Here is an 18,374-nt window from a genome sequence, read left to right on the forward strand (position 1 = left end):
ATTATATAGCTGTTATCGGCTAAAACATTCGTCATTATTACGTTTTTGTTACATTTGTTAGGAGTGTATGAATTGTCAGAAAATTTTTATTATAATATGGTTTATAAATAAAGTAAGGAGACTTCTATGCAAAGACAACGTTTTTCACTCCGTAAATACAAGTTCGGTTTGGCTTCTGTTCTGCTGGGAACTGCTCTGGTTTTTGGTGCTGGACAGGCTCAGGCGGATGAGCAGGCGACAGCTAGTTCGTCAGGGCAAGGTCAGCCGACTGCCACTGTGGTATCAGCGACTGAGTCTGCTTCTCAATCATCTACACCTGAGAGTCAGCCGGCAACTCAAGCCCCTGTGGAGAAAGCAGCACCAGCTTCTTCTGAATCGGTAGCTTCAAGTACAGAGCAGGCTAGCCAGCCTTCTACAGCAGAGGCTAAGGAAGCAGCTGCAGCTCCTGTAGAGAAAGGAGCTGCTTCTTCATCGGAAGAGGCTTCTTCAAGTGCTGAGAAGGTAACTCAACCATCTACCACGGAATCCAAGCCGATAGCTCCGGCTAGTCCAACAGCAGAGTCTCCGGCGGCCGCAAACTCAGAAAAGTCTGCTGCTAATCCTGATGCAGTAGCAGAGTCACCAACTTCTCGGGATGCTAAACCAAGCAGCATCAGTACCAATGAGATTATCAAGGTTCCTCAGACCTGGTCTCAGGGCTATAAAGGTCAAGGCCGTGTGGTAGCGATTATCGACTCAGGTCTGGATGTTCATCATGAGGTTCTGAAGATTTCTGACCCGTCAAAGGCCAAGTATCAGACAGAGGCGGCTTTGGAAGAGGCTAAGAAAAAGGCCGGTATTGACTACGGGAAATGGTACAACAACAAGGTTGTCTATGCCTATAACTATATCGATGGTGATGACAATATCAAGGAAAAGAATAGTTACTCACATGGTATGCACGTAACAGGGATTACAGCGGGAAATCCTAACAAGAAAGCTCCTAATGATGAGTATGTCTATGGTGTTGCGCCAGAAGCACAAGTTATGTTTATGAGGGTTTTCTCAGACCGTCAACGCACAACTAGCGACGCTATCTATATCAAAGCCATTGATGATGCGGTGGCTCTGGGAGCAGATACCATCAATATGAGTCTAGGTTCAGCAACAGGTTCAACGGTTGATGTCAGCCCTAGTCTGCAGGCCGCTATTGAGCGCGCTCGGGCCAAGGGGGTGAGCGTGATCATTGCGGCGGGTAATGACAACACCTTCGGAAGTGAATACTCTAAACCGCTGGTTGAAAATCCAGACTATGGTCTAGTTGGCAATCCTTCAACAGCAGAAAGCTCTATCTCAGTCGCTTCTGTCAATAATACTGTTCTGACAGAAGAAGTCATGGAAGTTCGTGGTCTGGAAAAGAACGATAAGCTTTTGAACGGTCATTTCAGCTACTCCATGGGTGAGACAAATGCAACCTTTGAAAAGGGCAAAGAATATGAGTATGTCCATGTTGGTCTTGGCCGTGAAGAAGATTTTGCTGGTAAGGATCTGACAGGGAAGCTGGCTCTTATCCAGCGTGGTTCCTTTACCTTTGCTGAAAAGGTTAGAAATGCTATCAACCATGGTGCTGTTGGTGCTCTGATTTACAATAATGTTGACGGAGCTAACCTTACTATGAGCCTGGACAGTGAATCTAAAAAGGTTCCGTCAGCCTTTATCAGTAAGGAATATGGAGAGGCTTTGGCAGCCGGTAACTACAAGGTAGCCTTTAATGGTCTTAAGGTCAATCGGCCGCATCCAGGAGCTGGTAGTCTGTCTGACTTCTCTAGTTGGGGTGTAACGACAGATGGCTTGCTCAAGCCAGATGTGACCGCACCAGGTGGCGATATCTACTCTTCACTTAATGATAACACCTATGGCTCTATGAAGGGAACCAGTATGGCTACGCCTCATGTGGCTGGTGTGGCGGCTCTGGTCAAGGAATATCTCCTTCAGCACTATCCAGACTTGACACCTGCCCAGAATGCTGACTTAGTCAAAGCCCTCATCATGTCCACAGCTAAGCTGCACGTCAATAAGGAAACTGGTGTCTACACCTCTCCGCGTCAGCAGGGAGCTGGTATCGTAGATACGGCAGCGGCTATTTCTACCGGCCTCTATGTGACAGGAGATAACCAATATCCTAGCGTTTCCTTGGGCAATGTCCAAGACAGCTTCACTTTTGATGTTACGGTTCATAATATCACTGATAAGGACCGGACGCTGAAGATGATTGTCAATACCAACACGGATGCGGTCAAGGATGGCTACTTTACCCTGACACCTCGCAAACTAACCGAAACGGTTTGGCCAGAAGTCACCGTCAAGGCTCACAGCAGCCAGAAAGTGACGGTCAAGGTAAATACTGCTAAGTTTGCGGAAGAGTTGCTCAAGCAGATGCCAAACGGCTATTTCTTAGAAGGCTTTGTCCGCTTTGTCGATCCAGCGGATGACGGCGATGTGGTTAGCCTGCCATTTATGGGCTTCCGTGGGCAATTCCAAGATCTTCCAGCTGTAGAAAGACCAATCTATAATCTGGTCCAAGAAGGTAAGTCAGGCTTCTATTACCCAGTGCCAGAGGACAAGAGTATCCTGTCTGATGACAATGTCTCTTCCCTTGTGACAGAGTCAAATGATACACTGTACTCTACCGGTCGAACAGCTGCTCGCAGCTCAATTGTACTAGGAACTGCAGAAAATGCGGATGGTAAGCATGTGCTGCAGCTGGGAGCGGATGGCAAGATTCGTTTGGCCTTCTCACCTAATGGTGATGGCAATCAAGACAGCATCCAGTATCGGACAGTTCTCTATCGCAATATCAATAATCTGACAGCTAGTGTCTATACGGCAGATGATACGGACTATCGCTTCCCAATCTGGCAGAGCAGCACGATTAGAGAAGGCCGCAAGAACTATTATAGTGGTCAGTCAGACAATCCTAAGTCCTACCTACTAGAAGATACATACTGGGATGGTCGTGATAGCAAGGGTGAGAAGCTGGAGGACGGCCTCTATACCTATCTGGTTCGCTATACGCCAGATGTACCAGGTGCTAAAGAGCAGCAGATTACCTTTAACCTGCAGATTGATACTCAGAAGCCTTTGATTAGCTCAGGCTATATCAGTACCAAGGATGGCGCAGAAACCTTTACGGCTCGCAAGCCAAAAGATGTTGGCAACGGCGGTATTTTGAGAGAGCAGGTCTTCTATCTGCAAGCAGATGAAAAAGGGAAAGAGACCTATAAAGCCGTGGATGATTTTGGCATTGAGCGTGATTACGAGCGTCGAGTTTACATCTCAGCCAATGCGGATGGCAGCTACACCTTGCCAAAAGGAGTGGACAAGTCCAAAATTTTCTATGTGGTAGAGGACTATGCAGGCAATCGTGATGCCATAGCTCTGTCAGAGCTGGTCAGTGCTGAAAATGATGGTCGTATCCGTGTCGCTCTGGTAGATGCTAATACGCATCAAGATGTATCGTCGACCTTTGTCTATCGAATCAAGGATAGCAAGGGCAAGTATGTCGAACTGGACAAGGGCAAGCAAATCAACGCTCTGCCATTTGGCCGCTATACAGCAGAGATCTTTACTTATGATAAGGATGGGCTTCGTTTCTACAGCGATCTGACTCAGGAGTTTGAGCTGACAGCCCAAGATAGCTTTAAGACGATTGAGTTTCTAGTCAAGAAGCTGGTCTTTGCACCGGTCAGCGTTGCCTTTGATCAAGCTGTTCCGAAGAATACCCAAGTGGTTCTCAAGAATAATAATGGCGATGCCTATACGCTTCCAGCAGAACTGTTTGGCAAGCATGCTTTCGGAAGATCCGTAGCAGCTGGATTCTACTCTGTCTTTGTTAACCTGCCGACTGGCTACGAGCTCTGGGAGAGTGAGCCGACTGTCGAGGTCAAAGAAGGCAAGAATAATCTGCTGAAGCTGGGAGTTATCGTCAAGTCAGGCTTGCTGGCAGCTGTCAATCAGCAGTCTAGTCTGGTCGGCACTGCTCAGTATTACAATGCTTCTGCAGCGAAGCGCACAGCCTACGACCAAGCGTATCAAGCAGCCAAGGAAGCCTTGACAAGCAAACTGACCCAAGCGCAAGTTGATGCCGTAAGAGGTAAGCTAGAAACAGCATCTGCTGATCTAGACGGCAAGGACTCTGATATTGCTGCGGTTAAAGCAGCTGTAGAAGCTTATGCAGCAACCACTAAGACAGGTGCTTATGCCAATGCTAAGGATAAGACTCGCCGAGCTTATGATAAGGCCTTCCAAGCAGTGGCTCTGCTCTTGGTGCAGGACAAAGTGACCCAGGAGCAAATCGATACAGCTCTTGCTCAGCTGACTACAGCAGAGAAGAAGCTGGATGGCAAGGCGACTAACTTTACCAATCTCAAGAAGCTAGTTGATGATGAGGTGCATTACCAAGCCATCAGCAATAAGTTTATCTATGCGACTGATGCGGTTAAGGCGGCTTATCTAGAAGCTTATGAACAGGCCAAGGCAGTATTGGCAGATCCAGGTGCCAGCCAGGAAGATGTCAAAGAAGCTATCGCCAATCTCAGAGCAGCCAAGAGAAAGCTTGATGGCAGAAAGCCAAGAGTTGTGAGACCGAAAAAACCTAAACAAGTCTAATTGGTTTAGATTAGTTGAAATCCCTTAAGTTGAAACTTGAGGGATTTTTCGATAAGTATTTTACATTGGCCCTATTTTCTGCTATAATCTTTTTTAGAAAGAATTCTCATTGTCTACTTTTTAGCGAGTTCGGGATAGTGTGAGCCGGATAGGGAAGCAGTGCAGATGGCGCTTTCGGTTATAATTTTTAAAGTAATGAAGTAATAAATTAGGGTGGAACCGCGTCTTGACGCCCCTAGGTTGAAGAGCCTAGGACTGTCGGATGTGGTTCTTTTGCGTACTGAGTCTATTGTTCGAAAGAAAGGAGATTCGTGGAGAACCTTTACCTTGTAAAAGACGAGAACCAATTAGCAGCTTTTCGAGATTTCGTCGAAAAGAATGCCGTAAAGTTGCAGGATTATCTAGCTTTTTTAAAAGACGAGTTTGCGGTTTATGACTTGCCGCAAGCCATCATTTGGTCCGATTTTGGTTCTGCTACGCAGATCATTCGGGAAATTCCTGTACCGGCCTATACAAATGATAGGCGGATGGTTATGACTCCAGAATTGACGATTTGGAAAGATTTGTATCTCCTTCAGTTAGAGAATTACGAGACCTCTCACCAAACTCAAGCAATAGCAAACCACTATCAGTCTTTGTCTGAAAATTCTCTCTTGCAGATTGTTGGACATGAGTTGGCTCATTGGTCGGAGCATTTTTTAGATGACTTTGATGGATACGGTGCCTATATCTGGTTTGAAGAAGGGATGGTTGAGTATATTAGCCGCAAGTATTTCTTTACAGATGAGGAATTTCGAGTGGAAAAAGCTTGTAATCAGTCTCTTGTTGAGCTCTTTCAGAAAAAGCACGGTTGGCACTCATTGAATGATTTCGGTACTTCGACTTATCAAGGGAATTATGCTAGTATTTTTTACCAATACTGGCGCAGTTTTTTGACCGTCGACAAGCTAGTAGAAAATCTAGGCAGCGTGCAAGCGGTCTTTGATTCTTATCATCGTTGGACAAATACAAATAAAACACTTCCCTTGTTGGATTGGTTCATAGAACAGAAAATAATAGACAAAGAAATATAAACAAATTAAGGAGTAACAAATGTCTAAGAAACTTACCTTTCACCTCGCCAAAGTCAATTGCGAATCTAAAGGTTCGATTGACTAACGACAACCGCTATGGGCGGTTTGTCTAGGCGATGTACTAGTTTTTCAAAAGGGAAATAATCGTTCCTTTTTGAACGCTTCGCAAGAATCTCAAGAAACTAAAGGAGTAAAAAATGCCTAAAAAATTAACATTTCAAGAAATAATTTTGACTTTACAGCAGTTCTGGAATGATCAGGGCTGTATGCTCATGCAGGCTTATGATAATGAGAAGGGGGCGGGAACGATGAGTCCCTATACTTTCCTGCGGGCAATTGGGCCAGAGCCTTGGAACGCGGCCTATGTAGAGCCGTCTCGCCGGCCAGCAGATGGGCGCTATGGGGAAAATCCCAACCGTCTTTACCAGCACCATCAATTTCAGGTGGTCATGAAGCCATCTCCAAGCAATATCCAAGAACTTTACTTGCAGTCTTTGGAGCTCTTGGGGATTAATCCGCTGGAGCACGACATCCGCTTTGTTGAGGATAACTGGGAAAACCCGTCAACTGGCTCAGCTGGTTTGGGATGGGAAGTCTGGCTGGATGGTATGGAAATCACTCAGTTCACTTACTTCCAGCAGGTCGGAGGTCTGCCAACTCAGCCGGTGACTGCTGAGGTGACTTATGGTCTGGAGCGCCTAGCTTCTTATATCCAAGAAGTGGACTCTGTCTACGACATTGAGTGGGCTGATGGCGTTAAGTACGGCGAAATTTTCACGCATCCTGAGTATGAACATTCCAAGTACAGCTTTGAGGTCAGCGACCAAGACTTGCTCCTGGGGAATTTTGAAAAGTTTGAAGCAGAAGCCAAGCGCTGTCTGGACGAGCATCTGGTGCACCCGGCCTATGACTATGTTCTCAAATGCTCGCATACCTTTAACCTCTTGGATGCGCGTGGAGCTGTATCCGTGACAGAGCGAGCAGGCTATATCGCTCGCATTCGCAATCTGGCTCGTGTCGTGGCCAAGACCTTTGTGGCTGAGCGCAAGCGTCTAGGCTACCCACTTTTGGATGCAGAGACTCGCGAGAAACTCTTGGCAGAGGAGGGAGAATGATCATGGTAAAAAATTTATTAGTTGAATTAGGCTTGGAGGAAATGCCAGCCTATGTCGTGACACCGAGCATGAAGCAGCTGCGCGACAAGATGGGAGGCTTCCTGACAGACCATCGTCTGACCTTTGAGAAAATTGAAATGTTCTCCACACCGCGTCGTCTGGCGGTGCGCGTGGTTGGCTTGGCGGATAAGCAGTCTGATCTGACAGAAGATTTCAAAGGCCCTTCTAAGAAAATTGCCCTGGACGCAGATGGCAACTTTACCAAGGCTGCAGAAGGCTTTGTCCGTGGCAAGGGCTTGACGGTTGAGGACATTACTTTCCGCGAAATTAAGGGCGAAGAATACGTCTATGTGACCAAGGAAGAAATCGGCCGTCCGGTAGAAGAAATCATCCCAGCAGTAACGGAAGTTCTGCAAGCTCTGACCTTCCCTGTCAGCATGCACTGGGCCAACAATACCTTTGAATACATCCGCCCAGTCCACACCTTGACTGTGCTCCTAGATGAGCAGGCCTTTGATTTGGATTTCTTGGATATCAAGAGCGGCCGTACGAGCCGTGGACATCGCTTCTTGGGCAAAGAGACGGAGATTGCTTCAGCAGATTCCTATGAAGACGATCTACGGACTCAGTTTGTCATTGCCAGTCCTCTTGAGCGGGGAGATATGATTGTCGAGCAGATTCGAGCACTGGAAGAGGAGCACGGTGTTTCTATCGAGATTGACGAAGACTTGCTCAATGAAGTGTTGAATCTGGTAGAATATCCAACTGCTTTCTTGGGTAATTTTGATGCTAAATACTTAGAGGTGCCTGAGGAAGTCTTGGTCACTTCTATGAAAGAGCACCAGCGTTATTTTGTTGTGCGAGATGCTGAAGGCAAGCTTTTGCCACACTTTATCTCTGTCCGCAACGGAAATGCAGAGCACTTAGAAAATGTCATCAAGGGAAATGAGAAAGTCTTGGTGGCTCGTCTGGAAGATGGGGAATTCTTCTGGCGGGAAGACCAAAAACTGGCTATTGCCGACTTGGTTGAAAAGCTGAGCAATGTGACCTTCCACGAAAAGATTGGCTCTCTGGCAGAGCACATGGAGCGGACTGGCAAGATTGCTGCTCTCTTGGCAAAAGAGGCAGGATTGGATGCTGATGAGACAGCCGACTTGGCTCGTGCAGCAGCTATTTATAAGTTTGACCTGCTGACTGGCATGGTTGGTGAGTTTGATGAGCTGCAAGGTATCATGGGTGAGAAGTATGCTCTGCTGGCTGGGGAGAATGCTGCGGTGGCAGCTGCCATTCGGGAGCACTATATGCCGACTTCAGCCGATGGTGAATTACCTGATACCAAGGTCGGAGCGGTCTTGGCTCTTGCTGATAAGCTGGACACCATTCTGTCCTTCTTCTCAGTTGGCTTGATTCCGAGCGGTTCCAATGACCCGTATGCACTACGCCGTGCAACTCAGGGCGTTGTGCGTATCTTGGACAAGTTCGGCTGGAACATTGACTTGGCTCAGCTTCTTGCTCGACTTTACGAACTCAAGTTTGATAGTCTAAGCTATGACAATCAAGAGGCTGTGCTAGACTTCTTCCGTGCCCGCGTTGAGAAAATGATGAATCGCGGCATTCCGAAAGACATCGTGACGGCTGTTCTTCAAAGCACTAACTTTGTCGTACGCGATTTGGTAGAAACAGCTGCGCTCCTAGCAGAAAAAGCTCAGGAAGACAACTTTAAGTCGGCAGTGGAAAGCCTGTCGCGGGTATTCAATCTTGCTGAGAAAGCCCAAGGGCAGACAGCTGTCAATTCAGCACTCTTTGAAAATCAAGAGGAAAAAGACTTGGCTGCAGCTATTGAAAAAGTGGAGCTGACATCTGACTTAGCTACCAATTTGGACCAACTCTTTGCCCTCAGTCCAGTTATCGATGCTTTCTTTGACCATACCATGGTCATGGCTGAAGATGAGGCTGTGCGTAACAACCGTCTAGCTCTCCTGTCTTCTTTGACAGCCAAAGCGGGACAAATGGCTCAGTTTAATCAGATTAATACCAAATAAAAGGTAAGAGAGAGGTAGAATCATGGATCCTAAAAAAATTGAACGTATCAATGAACTGGCTAAAAAGAAAAAAACGGAAGGCTTAACTGCTGAGGAAAAAGTGGAACAAGCCAAGCTTCGTGAAGAGTATATCGAGGGCTACCGTCGCTCTGTTCGTCATCACATCGAAGGCATCAAGATTGTCGACGAGGATGGCAATGATGTGACGCCTGAAAAATTACGTCAAGTTCAGCGCGAGAAAGGTCTTCATGGCCGCAGTCTGGATGACCCAGAGTCTTAAGTAAATATAAAAAAATCCCTCGCTAGGAAGCTAGAAAGTTCCTGTCGAGGGGTTCTTTTATTCTTGTTTACGTTTTTTCAAAATGCGGAGGGCTACATAGATGCAGCTAACGATGATTGCTACATCCAGCCAGAAAATCCAAGGCTCTGTAATACGGAAAAAGAAATAAGCAGCGATGGCAGTAATGAGGGACAGAATCCCTAGATCCATTTTTTCTTTGAGATTGAGTCTCATAGATCTTCTTCCTCCTTTTTTTGTGCTTGGCGAATCTTTCCTTTCGCAATAAAATGCATCATCAGTCCAAATCCAAGACCAGCAGCTAATCCAGTTATAATGAGTTTAGGCTGAAGCAGAACTTGTAGGATATCTTTCTTTTCCATGACAGCTATCATGATGCCGAAGAGAGGGTAAAAGAGCAGCCAATAGGAGAAACCTGCTTTGAGACCAGCATGTTTCATAGCTTTTTCTTCTTTTTCATCCTGAAGTCCTAGCTCTAGGTCATCAATTCCTTTGCGCCGCGCTTGAATGACTATATAGACACAGAAGCCGAGGATAAGGATTTCCAGCAGGATAGGATAGGCAACAGCGATAATTTTGGGCCAGCGAAAGGCTAGGGGAAAGGCGATGGCATTGCCAAAAATCAGAATAAAGAAAAGCCAGATGAAGCCTATATTTCCTAAGTGCTCAGCCTGTTGGCGCTTTTGCTCGTCCAATGGTCCAGTAATACCGTAAAATCGTTTGATCATCTTGTCTGAGAATGTTTCTTTTTTCATGTTTATTTCCTTTCTTTAGGTATGAAATTTGCTACAGGGAAAAATTCTTAGTCCTCTGAATCTTCATCTGTCAGCTGGGAATCCCAAAAGAGGGCGTTGAGGTCAGTATCCAGCGCTCTAGCCAGATTGATACAGAGCTCGAGGGTGGGGTTGTATTTGTTGTTTTCAATCATATTGATAGTTTGCCGCGATACCCCGATAGATTTGGCCAACTCTAGCTGAGACATCTTTTTTTCTTTTCGAAATTCTTTGACACGATTCATTACACCCTTCCTTTCTAATACTATAACTGATAACTTTCAGCAAGTTTGTCAGTTATATTTGACTTTTATTTTATGCTAGTATAATACTTTTTGGAAAAAGTGTCAAGTATATCTGACAAAAAATTTAAAAAAGGATTTCATCCGCTTACTTTTTCTTTTAAATTTTTTTTTGCTTTTGAATGTGATATAATAAGTAAGATATGACAAACGAATTTCATCACATTACGGTTCTTCTTCATGAAACGGTTGACCAGCTGGCAGTTAAGCCTGACGGCATCTATGTCGATGCGACCCTTGGCGGTGCTGGTCACAGCGAATATCTTTTGAGCCAGCTCGGAGATGAGGGGCATCTCTATGCTTTTGATCAGGACCAGATAGCTATTGACAATGCTAAAAAGCGCTTGGCTCCTTATATAGAGCGGGGGATGGTGACCTTTATCAAGGACAATTTCCGCCACCTCAAGAGCCGTTTGCAAGAAGCCGGTGTGGAAGAAATTGATGGGATTTGTTATGATTTAGGCGTTTCCAGCCCTCAGCTGGATCAGCGTGAGCGTGGTTTTTCCTATAAACAGGATGCGCCTTTGGATATGCGCATGAACCGCGAGGCAGCCTTGACAGCTTTTGAGGTTGTCAATCATTATAGCTATCAGGATTTAGTACGAATCTTTTTTAAATACGGCGAAGATAAGTTTTCTAAGCAGATTGCTCGCAAGATTGAGCAGGCTAGAAGTATCAAGCCTATTGAAACAACAACAGAACTGGCTGAAATTATCAAGTCAGCCAAGCCAGCTAAGGAGCTAAAGAAGAAAGGGCACCCAGCCAAGCAGATTTTTCAGGCCATTCGGATTGAGGTCAATGATGAGCTGGGAGCGGCGGATGAGTCTATTCAGCAGGCCATTGATCTGCTGGCGGTGGACGGCCGGATTGCGGTCATTACTTTTCATTCGCTGGAAGACCGCCTGACCAAGCAGCTTTTCAAGGAGGCTTCGACAGTGGATGTTCCTAAGGGCCTGCCCTTCATCCCTGATGAACTGCAGCCTAAGCTGGAGCTGGTCAGCCGCAAACCAATTTTACCAAGCAAAGAAGAATTAGAAAGCAATAATCGGGCTCATTCCGCTAAGCTGCGCGTGGCCCGTAAGATACACAAGTGAGGAAGAAATGTCAGAAAAAAGACCAAACCCGCTTCAAGATCAGATGAGAAAATTTTCCCGAGTTGAGAAGGCCTTTTACGGATCTATCGTTTTGACTGCCATTATTTTAGCGGTCAGCATCGTCTTTATGCAGACCAAGCTATTGCAGGTGGACCGGGATTTGACAGAAGTTAATACCCAGATTGAAGCGGAGCAGACAGAGCTAGCCGACATCAAGCAGGAAGTCAATGAACTGACCCGCTATGAAAGGCTGTCCCAGCTGGCCAGCTCTCAGGATATGAAACTCCAGAAGGGAAATCGTAAAACAGTGAGTTCAACGGATGAAGAATAGAATTTTTGAAAGAATTAAAAAATACGCCCTGAAAAATAGGCAAACCCCTGAATACAATCGGCGGCAAGTGGGAAAGAGCATGAGCATCTTAGCTATCTTTCTCTTTTTCGTTTTCTTGATTAATTTTGCCATCATTATCGGGACGGACCAGAAGTTCGGGGTTAATCTATCAAAGGGTGCAGAAGTGGTCCATCAAAAGACAGTCACAGTCGCTGCCCGGCGGGGAACGATTTATGACCGAAATGGAGTTCCCATTGCAGAGGATGCCACGACTTATAATGTCTATGCTATCATTGACAAGAGTTACAAGTCAGCTACCGGCAAGATTCTCTACGTAGAAGAATCCCAGTATGATAAGGTGGCAGAGATTTTCAATCAGTACCTAGAACTGGATAAGGACTATGTCAAAACCCAGCTGTCGCAGAAAAATCTCAAGCAGGTTTCCTTCGGGGCACAGGGCAATGGCATTACCTACAGTAATATGAATGCTATGCGGGAAGCCTTTGAAGCTGCTGGTATTGAAGGAATTGACTTTACTACTAGTCCCAACCGCAGTTATAGTAACGGTGTCTTTGCCTCCCAGTTTATCGGTCTTGCCCAGCTGCAGGAGGATAAGGAAGGCAATAAGACGCTGAAAGGGACTTCTGGCATGGAGCAGGCTCTGGATAGGATTCTTGCCGGTCAGAATGGGATTGTGACCTACGAAAAAGACCGAAACGGTAATGTTGTGCCTGGGTCAGAAAAAGTCTCTGTCCAGGCAGAGGATGGCAAGGACGTCTATACAACGCTGTCGGCTGATTTGCAAACCTACCTAGAAACGCGGATGAATGCTTTTCAGGAAAAAGTCAAAGGTAAGTTTGTCAATGCAACCTTGGTCAGTGCCAAGACCGGCGAAATCCTAGCCACTTCTCAACGACCGACCTATAATGCAGATACCAAGGAAGGCTTGAATGAGAAAAATCTGGGCAACTGGAACACCATGCTCTATCAAGGTCAGTACGAGCCTGGATCTACTATGAAAGTTATGACTCTAGCTTCAGCTATTGATAATGGCAGCTTTAATCCTAACGATACCTATGACAGTAGAGAATACAAAGTCATGGATGCGACCATTCGGGACTGGAACGTCAACATGGGGATTTCAGAAGGGGAAACCCTGACCTTTGCCCAAGGATTTACCTATTCCAGTAACGTCGGTATGACTATTCTGGAGCAGAAGATGGGCAATGACAAGTGGCTGGACTACTTGAGTAAGTTTAAGTTTGGTCTGCCGACTCGCTTTGGGATGGGCAATGAAACCTATGGTTCCTTGCCAGGTGATAACTATGTTACGATTGCCATGAGCTCCTTCGGTCAAGGGATTGGTGTGACCCAAGTGCAGATGCTTCGTGCCTTCTCATCTGTAGCCAATGACGGTGTCATGGTTGAGCCTAAGTTTATCAATGCTATCCATGATCCTAAAACTAATACAGCTCGTAAGACAGCGACAGAAATTATCGGAAATCCTGTCTCAGAAAAAGCAGCTCAAACCACTCGGGATTATATGGTTCAGGTCGGAACAGACCCCTACAAAGGAACCCTGAATGTCGGTGGAGAACCCGTCATTCAAGTGGCCGGTCAGAATGTCGCTGTCAAGTCAGGGACCGCTCAGATCGCTTCTGAAAATGGTTATCTAGAGGGCGAGAACGACTATATCTATTCAGTTGTTGCCATGACCCCGGCAGAAAATCCGGAATTTATCATGTATGTGACAGTTCAGCAGCCTGAAGAAAAATTCCAGCCTATATTCTGGCAGGAAGTGGTCAATCCGGTCTTGGAAGAAGCAGTCGCTCTCAAAGACAGCCTTAATCTGACGACAGAAGCGACTCCAGCTCTTGAAACAGTCACTGAAGAAACCAGCTATAAAATGCCATCACTGGAAGATCTGACTAAGCAACTAGGTCTGAAACATCAAGTCAGTCCTGGCGGCTTGGCAGATGAATTGCGCCGCAACCTCGTCCAACCAATTGTGCTGGGAACAGGTGGCAAGATTAAAAAAGTATCTGTCAAAGAGGGCAAAAATCTCAAGGCCAACCAGCAGGTTTTGATCTTGTCAGATGATTTAGACAGTCTGCCTGATATGTACGGCTGGACCAAGGCCAATGTCGAACGTTTTGCGAAGTGGCAGGACATTGAAGTCACTTTCAAAGGAGAGGGCTCCAAGGTCGTCAAGCAGAGCGAAAAGACCAATACTTCGCTGAAAAATCTCAAGAAAATAACAATTACAATGGGAGACTAATATGCTTATTGCTCTTATTGCAGGAATCGTAACTTTTATCCTAACTATCATCGGCATTCCTGCCTTTATTCGTTTTTACCATAAGGCTCGTATCACAGGCCAACAGATGCACGAAGATGTCAAGCAGCATCAGGCCAAGGCCGGAACGCCAACCATGGGTGGCACAGTCTTTCTCCTGACATCTGTTTTGGCCAGCTTTGTTATCGGTCTGTTTTCGCATCAGCTGTCCAATGGCCTCATCATGATTCTTTTTATCTTGGTCCTGTATGGCGTTGTCGGCTTTTTGGATGATTTCCTTAAGGTGTTTCGTAAGATCAACGAGGGGTTAAATCCCAAGCAGAAACTGTTTTTGCAGCTGGTTGGCGGAGTTGTCTTTTACTTCTTTTACAATCAGCACGGGGTTGGCGACCAGCTGAATATCTTCACCGTTCCTGTCCAGATAGGCTTCCTCTATGTCTTTTTCGTCCTTTTTTGGCTGATTGGCTTCTCCAATGCTGTCAATCTGACGGATGGAATTGATGGTTTGGCCAGTATCTCAGTGGTCATTAGCTTGGTGGCCTATGCTGTAATTGCTGTTGAGCAGAAGCGTTTTGATATTTTGATTGTCATCATCAGTATGATTGGCGGCTTGCTAGGCTTCTTTGTTTTCAACCATAAGCCTGCTAAAATCTTCATGGGAGATGTAGGAAGCTTGGCTTTGGGCGGTATGCTGGCTGCTATCTCCATTTCCCTTCATCAAGAGTGGACCCTGCTCTTGATTGGTATCGTCTATGTGTTTGAAACGACCTCGGTCATGATGCAGGTGACTTACTTCAAGCTGACCGGCGGCAAGCGGATTTTCCGGATGACCCCGGTTCATCACCACTTTGAGTTGGGAGGCCTAACTGGCCACGGCAAGGAGTGGAGCGAGTGGAAGGTCGATTTCTTCTTCTGGGGAATCGGTATCGTGGGCAGTCTTTTGACCCTAGCTATCTTATATCTATAGCAAGAAGCGAGTCTCTGGCTCGCTTTTTTGCTTCTTAGATTTGAGGATAAGCAGGATGGTCAATTTTTTGGTATAATAGTTAGGATAATAGAATAGAGGACAAGATGAAATTTACAGAATTTAAGTTTAAAGATTATATTCAGGAAGCGCTCAGGGATTTGAACTTCGTTGAAGCGACTCCAGTCCAAGAGAAGCTGATTCCAGTGGTATTGTCAGGTCGGGATTTGGTCGGTGAGTCCAAGACAGGCTCTGGGAAGACCCACACGTTTTTGCTGCCGATCTTTCAAATGCTGGATGAGGAAGCAGACAGTGTGCAGGCTGTCATTACAGCCCCAAGTCGGGAGCTGGCAGCGCAGATTTATCAGGCTGCTCGTCAGTTGGCTAGCTTTTCTGAAAAAGAGATTCGGGTGGCCAACTATGTCGGTGGGACAGACAAGGCTCGTCAGATTGGAAAGTTAGAGTCCAGTCAGCCTCATATCGTCATCGGAACGCCTGGTCGGATTTATGACTTGGTAGAGTCTGGCGATTTGGCTATTCACAAGGCCAAGACCTTTGTCGTTGACGAGGCAGATATGACACTGGACATGGGCTTTTTGGCGACGGTTGATAAGATTGCAGGCCGGTTGCCTAAAGATCTGCAGTTTCTCGTTTTTTCAGCGACCATTCCACAGAAGCTTCAGCCTTTTTTGAAAAAATATCTGTCTAATCCAGTCATTGAGCAGATTAAGACCAAGACGGTCATTGCGGACACCATTGAAAACTGGCTCCTGTCAACCAAGGGACGAGACAAGAATGCCCAGATTTATCAAATCAGTCAGCTTCTGCAGCCTTATCTGGCCATGATTTTTGTCAATACCAAGACGAGGGCAGATGAGCTACACAGCTATCTGACAGCTCAAGGGCTCAAAGTTGCTAAAATTCATGGAGATATTGCTCCGCGGGAGCGCAAGCGCATCATGAATCAGGTCAAGAATCTGGATTTTGAGTATATTGTCGCTACTGATTTGGCAGCGCGGGGGATTGATATCGAAGGTGTCAGCCATGTTATCAACGATGCCATTCCTCAGGACTTGTCTTTCTTTGTCCATCGGGTAGGCCGGACCGGCCGTAATGGTCTTCTCGGCACAGCCATTACTCTCTACCAGCCGAGTGACGACTCAGATATTCGGGAGTTGGAAAAGATGGGGATTAAGTTCATTCCCAAGATGATAAAGGATGACGAGTTCCAGGATACCTACGACCGAGACCGTCGGACCAATCGGGAAAAGAGCCGGGAGAAGCTGGATACGGAAATGCTGGGGCTGGTCAAGAAGAAAAAGAAAAAAATCAAACCAGGCTACAAGAAAAAAATCCAGTGGGCTGTTAACGAAAAGCGCCGCAAGACCAAGCGAGCAGAGAATCGTGCACGTGGCCGGGCAGAACGTAAGGCTAAGCGCCAAACCTTTTAGTGATATACTTTTCTTATCGCTGTGATAAGAAAAATATATTAGTCTTTATGAGATAGATATGATAGACTAGTGAAACTAGTCTATTTTTATATTGGGCTTAGTGTGGCTTATTTGATATTTAGGAACACGAGATTTGCACTAGCTACTCATGTTTTGACTGCTAAAAGACAGTAAAAGCGAAGCAAATTCTTTGTTTTGTTCCAGAATTATGTTAAAATATTTCATTATCAAGAAAAGGAAGTAATAATAGTGGTTACAATGGTTCTTTTAATACCAAATTTACTTGTGAAATTGTTGCAAATAATTGTAAATGTATTTAATGCCATAGGGCAGTTTTTCTCTAACATTTTTAATGCGATAACGCAACCACTCTTGGAATTCTACAATTCATTAATGCCTCTACTTCCAGATGGTAAATTATTTAGTTTAAGGGCTGTTTTTGAGGCTATTCCCGGCATTTTGCAAAATCTGCCAATCACCCTTCTCTTGACAGCGGGTGGTGCAGTCTTTGGTATTCTGCTTGCCATGGTTTTTGCTATCGTCAAGATTAATCGGGTTAAAGTCCTGTATCCGATTCAGGCTTTCTTTGTCAGCTTTCTGAGAGGAACACCTCTTCTGGTCCAGCTCATGCTGACCTATTTTGGGATTCCTTTATTGCTCAAGGCCATCAATCAGAAGTATGGTACAAGCTTTAATATCAACGAGATTCCAGCGTCTGTCTTTGCGATTGTTGCCTTTGCTTTCAACGAAGCGGCTTATGCCAGTGAGACTATCCGGGCTGCAATCTTGTCCGTAGATCCGGGAGAAATCGAGGCTGCTCGCAGCTTAGGGATGACCAACAAGCAGGTTTATATGCGTGTCATTATCCCCAATGCAGCAGTAGTGGCCACACCTAGTCTGATTAATTCCCTGATTGGCTTAACCAAGGGAACATCTCTGGCCTTTAGTGCCGGTGTAGTGGAAATTTTTGCCAAGGCGCAGGCCATCGCGGGGGCTGACTACCGTTACTTTGAGCGTTTTATCTCGGTGTCGCTGATTTATTGGGCAGTCAATATTCTCATTGAGCAGCTTGGCCGATGGATCGAAAAGATGATGGATATCAAACAGCCGGATAAATTTGAATCGCTTCAGCAAGCAGAAGGAGAAGGAATCTGATGATTAATATTTCACATTTAAGTAAGACTTTTTCAGGTCAAAAGGTTCTGGATGATCTCAGTTTGGACATTCAAAAAGGTGAAGTAGTGGCTTTGATTGGCTCTTCAGGTGCTGGGAAGTCAACCTTCCTCCGCAGCCTCAACTATCTGGAACAGCCTGATAGCGGAAAGATTACTATTGACGGCTTCAAAGTGGATTTTTCAAGAATTTCCAAAGATGAGATTTTGCTACTGCGCCGCAAGCTAGCCATGGTCTTTCAGCAGTTTAATCTCTTTTCCCGCCGGACAGCTCTGGAAAATGTTAAGGAAGGTCTGCTGGTAGTTAAGAAACTGTCAGACCAAGAAGCGACTAAGATAGCCAAGGAAGAATTAGCAAAAGTTGGCTTGTCAGACCGAGAAAATCACTATCCTAGACATTTGTCAGGCGGTCAGAAGCAGCGGGTTGCCTTAGCAAGGGCTTTGGCTATGAATCCAGATGTTCTTTTGCTAGACGAGCCGACCTCAGCCTTGGATCCCGAGTTGGTCGGAGAAGTAGAGAAATCAATCGCTGATGCAGCCAAGTCTGGCCAGACCATGATTCTGGTCAGTCATGATATGTCCTTTGTCGCTCAGGTTGCGGATAGAGTACTCTTTTTGGACAAGGGGAAAATCATAGAGTCTGGGACACCAGATGAAATTATCCATCATCCAAAGGAAGAAAGAACCAAGGAATTTTTTGCTAGTTACAAACGGACCTATATTTGATATAATAGAGACAGTGAAGGCTCAGTTGGCTAGACCAGCTGAGTTTGTTTTCAGTCTCAGCGTGCTGTGGAGCAGGCTTTCTTGTCTAGT

Annotated in this window: 15 protein-coding genes; 12 read left to right on the forward strand and 3 right to left on the reverse strand. The window is 45.8% G+C overall.

Annotated features, from left to right (window positions below):
• The first annotated feature begins 126 nt into the window (after nucleotides 1-126).
• The 5 genes from K1I94_RS07335 to K1I94_RS07355 all read left to right on the forward strand — a co-directional run bounded on the left by K1I94_RS07335 (nucleotide 127) and on the right by K1I94_RS07355 (nucleotide 9,157).
• Entirely contained in the window at nucleotides 127-4,647 is a 4,521-nt protein-coding gene (locus K1I94_RS07335; RefSeq protein ID WP_223314916.1) for a S8 family serine peptidase, read from the forward strand.
• A gap of 311 nt (nucleotides 4,648-4,958) precedes the next feature.
• Nucleotides 4,959-5,720 (forward strand): elongation factor Tu, encoded by a 762-nt coding sequence (locus K1I94_RS07340; RefSeq protein ID WP_223314917.1) that lies wholly within the window; start codon nucleotides 4,959-4,961, stop codon nucleotides 5,718-5,720.
• A 197-nt stretch (nucleotides 5,721-5,917) separates the two neighbouring features.
• On the forward strand, nucleotides 5,918-6,835 hold the full coding sequence (gene glyQ, locus K1I94_RS07345; protein ID WP_125408127.1) for a glycine--tRNA ligase subunit alpha: 918 nt from the start codon (nucleotides 5,918-5,920) through the stop codon (nucleotides 6,833-6,835).
• Between the two features lie 2 nt (nucleotides 6,836-6,837).
• Entirely contained in the window at nucleotides 6,838-8,877 is a 2,040-nt protein-coding gene (glyS, locus tag K1I94_RS07350; RefSeq protein ID WP_223314918.1) for a glycine--tRNA ligase subunit beta, read from the forward strand.
• Between the two features lie 22 nt (nucleotides 8,878-8,899).
• Complete coding sequence (locus tag K1I94_RS07355; protein ID WP_002916326.1) at nucleotides 8,900-9,157, forward strand: DUF896 family protein; 258 nt, start codon at nucleotides 8,900-8,902, stop codon at nucleotides 9,155-9,157.
• 57 nt (nucleotides 9,158-9,214) lie between these two features.
• Here K1I94_RS07355 and K1I94_RS07360 read toward each other — a convergent pair whose 3' ends face one another.
• Genes K1I94_RS07360 through K1I94_RS07370 form a run of 3 tightly spaced genes read right to left on the reverse strand, consistent with a single transcriptional unit; the run spans nucleotide 9,215 to nucleotide 10,193 of the window.
• Complete coding sequence (locus K1I94_RS07360) at nucleotides 9,215-9,391, reverse strand: hypothetical protein (protein WP_223314919.1); 177 nt, start codon at nucleotides 9,389-9,391, stop codon at nucleotides 9,215-9,217.
• Entirely contained in the window at nucleotides 9,388-9,930 is a 543-nt protein-coding gene (locus K1I94_RS07365) for a DUF3278 domain-containing protein (RefSeq protein ID WP_124765598.1), read from the reverse strand. Before K1I94_RS07365 ends, K1I94_RS07360 begins: the two co-directional genes overlap by 4 nt.
• Before the next feature lie 47 nt (nucleotides 9,931-9,977).
• On the reverse strand, nucleotides 9,978-10,193 hold the full coding sequence (locus tag K1I94_RS07370; protein ID WP_002901315.1) for a helix-turn-helix transcriptional regulator: 216 nt from the start codon (nucleotides 10,191-10,193) through the stop codon (nucleotides 9,978-9,980).
• A gap of 200 nt (nucleotides 10,194-10,393) precedes the next feature.
• Here K1I94_RS07370 and rsmH point away from each other — a divergent pair, with 200 nt between their 5' ends.
• The 7 genes from rsmH (at nucleotide 10,394) to K1I94_RS07405 (ending at nucleotide 18,284) form a co-directional block, all read left to right on the forward strand.
• On the forward strand, nucleotides 10,394-11,344 hold the full coding sequence (rsmH, locus tag K1I94_RS07375) for a 16S rRNA (cytosine(1402)-N(4))-methyltransferase RsmH (RefSeq protein WP_223314920.1): 951 nt from the start codon (nucleotides 10,394-10,396) through the stop codon (nucleotides 11,342-11,344).
• Between the two features lie 7 nt (nucleotides 11,345-11,351).
• On the forward strand, nucleotides 11,352-11,675 hold the full coding sequence (gene ftsL / locus K1I94_RS07380; RefSeq protein ID WP_002893529.1) for a cell division protein FtsL: 324 nt from the start codon (nucleotides 11,352-11,354) through the stop codon (nucleotides 11,673-11,675).
• Nucleotides 11,665-13,953, forward strand: a complete 2,289-nt coding sequence (gene pbp2x, locus K1I94_RS07385) for a penicillin-binding protein PBP2X (protein WP_223314921.1) — start codon at nucleotides 11,665-11,667, stop codon at nucleotides 13,951-13,953. Before ftsL ends, pbp2x begins: the two co-directional genes overlap by 11 nt.
• Before the next feature lies 1 nt (nucleotide 13,954).
• A complete protein-coding gene (gene mraY, locus K1I94_RS07390) occupies nucleotides 13,955-14,938 on the forward strand; it encodes a phospho-N-acetylmuramoyl-pentapeptide-transferase (RefSeq protein ID WP_223314922.1) in 984 nt (327 codons plus the stop codon).
• Between the two features lie 104 nt (nucleotides 14,939-15,042).
• On the forward strand, nucleotides 15,043-16,386 hold the full coding sequence (locus tag K1I94_RS07395) for a DEAD/DEAH box helicase (protein WP_223314923.1): 1,344 nt from the start codon (nucleotides 15,043-15,045) through the stop codon (nucleotides 16,384-16,386).
• Between the two features lie 393 nt (nucleotides 16,387-16,779).
• Nucleotides 16,780-17,541 carry an amino acid ABC transporter permease gene (locus tag K1I94_RS07400; RefSeq protein WP_223314924.1) on the forward strand — a complete coding sequence of 254 codons (762 nt, stop codon included), beginning with the start codon at nucleotides 16,780-16,782 and terminating at the stop codon, nucleotides 17,539-17,541.
• Nucleotides 17,541-18,284: an amino acid ABC transporter ATP-binding protein gene (locus K1I94_RS07405; protein WP_002893523.1), complete on the forward strand. Its 744-nt coding sequence runs from the start codon at nucleotides 17,541-17,543 to the stop codon at nucleotides 18,282-18,284. Before K1I94_RS07400 ends, K1I94_RS07405 begins: the two co-directional genes overlap by 1 nt.
• Nucleotides 18,285-18,374 lie beyond the last annotated feature (90 nt).

Origin of the sequence: Streptococcus sanguinis, assembly GCF_019929145.1 — a bacterium.
Classification (GTDB): domain Bacteria; phylum Bacillota; class Bacilli; order Lactobacillales; family Streptococcaceae; genus Streptococcus; species Streptococcus sanguinis_U.

Bases quoted from the DNA above. Each gene is read 5' to 3' on its own strand.
- K1I94_RS07335 (WP_223314916.1), top strand. From the start codon at position 127: ATGCAAAGACAACGTTTTTCACTCCGTAAATACAAGTTCGGTTTGGCT.
- glyQ (WP_125408127.1), top strand. From the start codon at position 5,918: ATGCCTAAAAAATTAACATTTCAAGAAATAATTTTGACTTTACAGCAG.
- glyS (WP_223314918.1), top strand. From the start codon at position 6,838: ATGGTAAAAAATTTATTAGTTGAATTAGGCTTGGAGGAAATGCCAGCC.
- K1I94_RS07355 (WP_002916326.1), top strand. From the start codon at position 8,900: ATGGATCCTAAAAAAATTGAACGTATCAATGAACTGGCTAAAAAGAAA.
- K1I94_RS07360 (WP_223314919.1), bottom strand. From the start codon at position 9,391: ATGAGACTCAATCTCAAAGAAAAAATGGATCTAGGGATTCTGTCCCTC.
- K1I94_RS07365 (WP_124765598.1), bottom strand. From the start codon at position 9,930: ATGAAAAAAGAAACATTCTCAGACAAGATGATCAAACGATTTTACGGT.
- K1I94_RS07370 (WP_002901315.1), bottom strand. From the start codon at position 10,193: ATGAATCGTGTCAAAGAATTTCGAAAAGAAAAAAAGATGTCTCAGCTA.
- rsmH (WP_223314920.1), top strand. From the start codon at position 10,394: ATGACAAACGAATTTCATCACATTACGGTTCTTCTTCATGAAACGGTT.
- ftsL (WP_002893529.1), top strand. From the start codon at position 11,352: ATGTCAGAAAAAAGACCAAACCCGCTTCAAGATCAGATGAGAAAATTT.
- pbp2x (WP_223314921.1), top strand. From the start codon at position 11,665: ATGAAGAATAGAATTTTTGAAAGAATTAAAAAATACGCCCTGAAAAAT.
- mraY (WP_223314922.1), top strand. From the start codon at position 13,955: ATGCTTATTGCTCTTATTGCAGGAATCGTAACTTTTATCCTAACTATC.
- K1I94_RS07395 (WP_223314923.1), top strand. From the start codon at position 15,043: ATGAAATTTACAGAATTTAAGTTTAAAGATTATATTCAGGAAGCGCTC.
- K1I94_RS07400 (WP_223314924.1), top strand. From the start codon at position 16,780: ATGCCTCTACTTCCAGATGGTAAATTATTTAGTTTAAGGGCTGTTTTT.
- K1I94_RS07405 (WP_002893523.1), top strand. From the start codon at position 17,541: ATGATTAATATTTCACATTTAAGTAAGACTTTTTCAGGTCAAAAGGTT.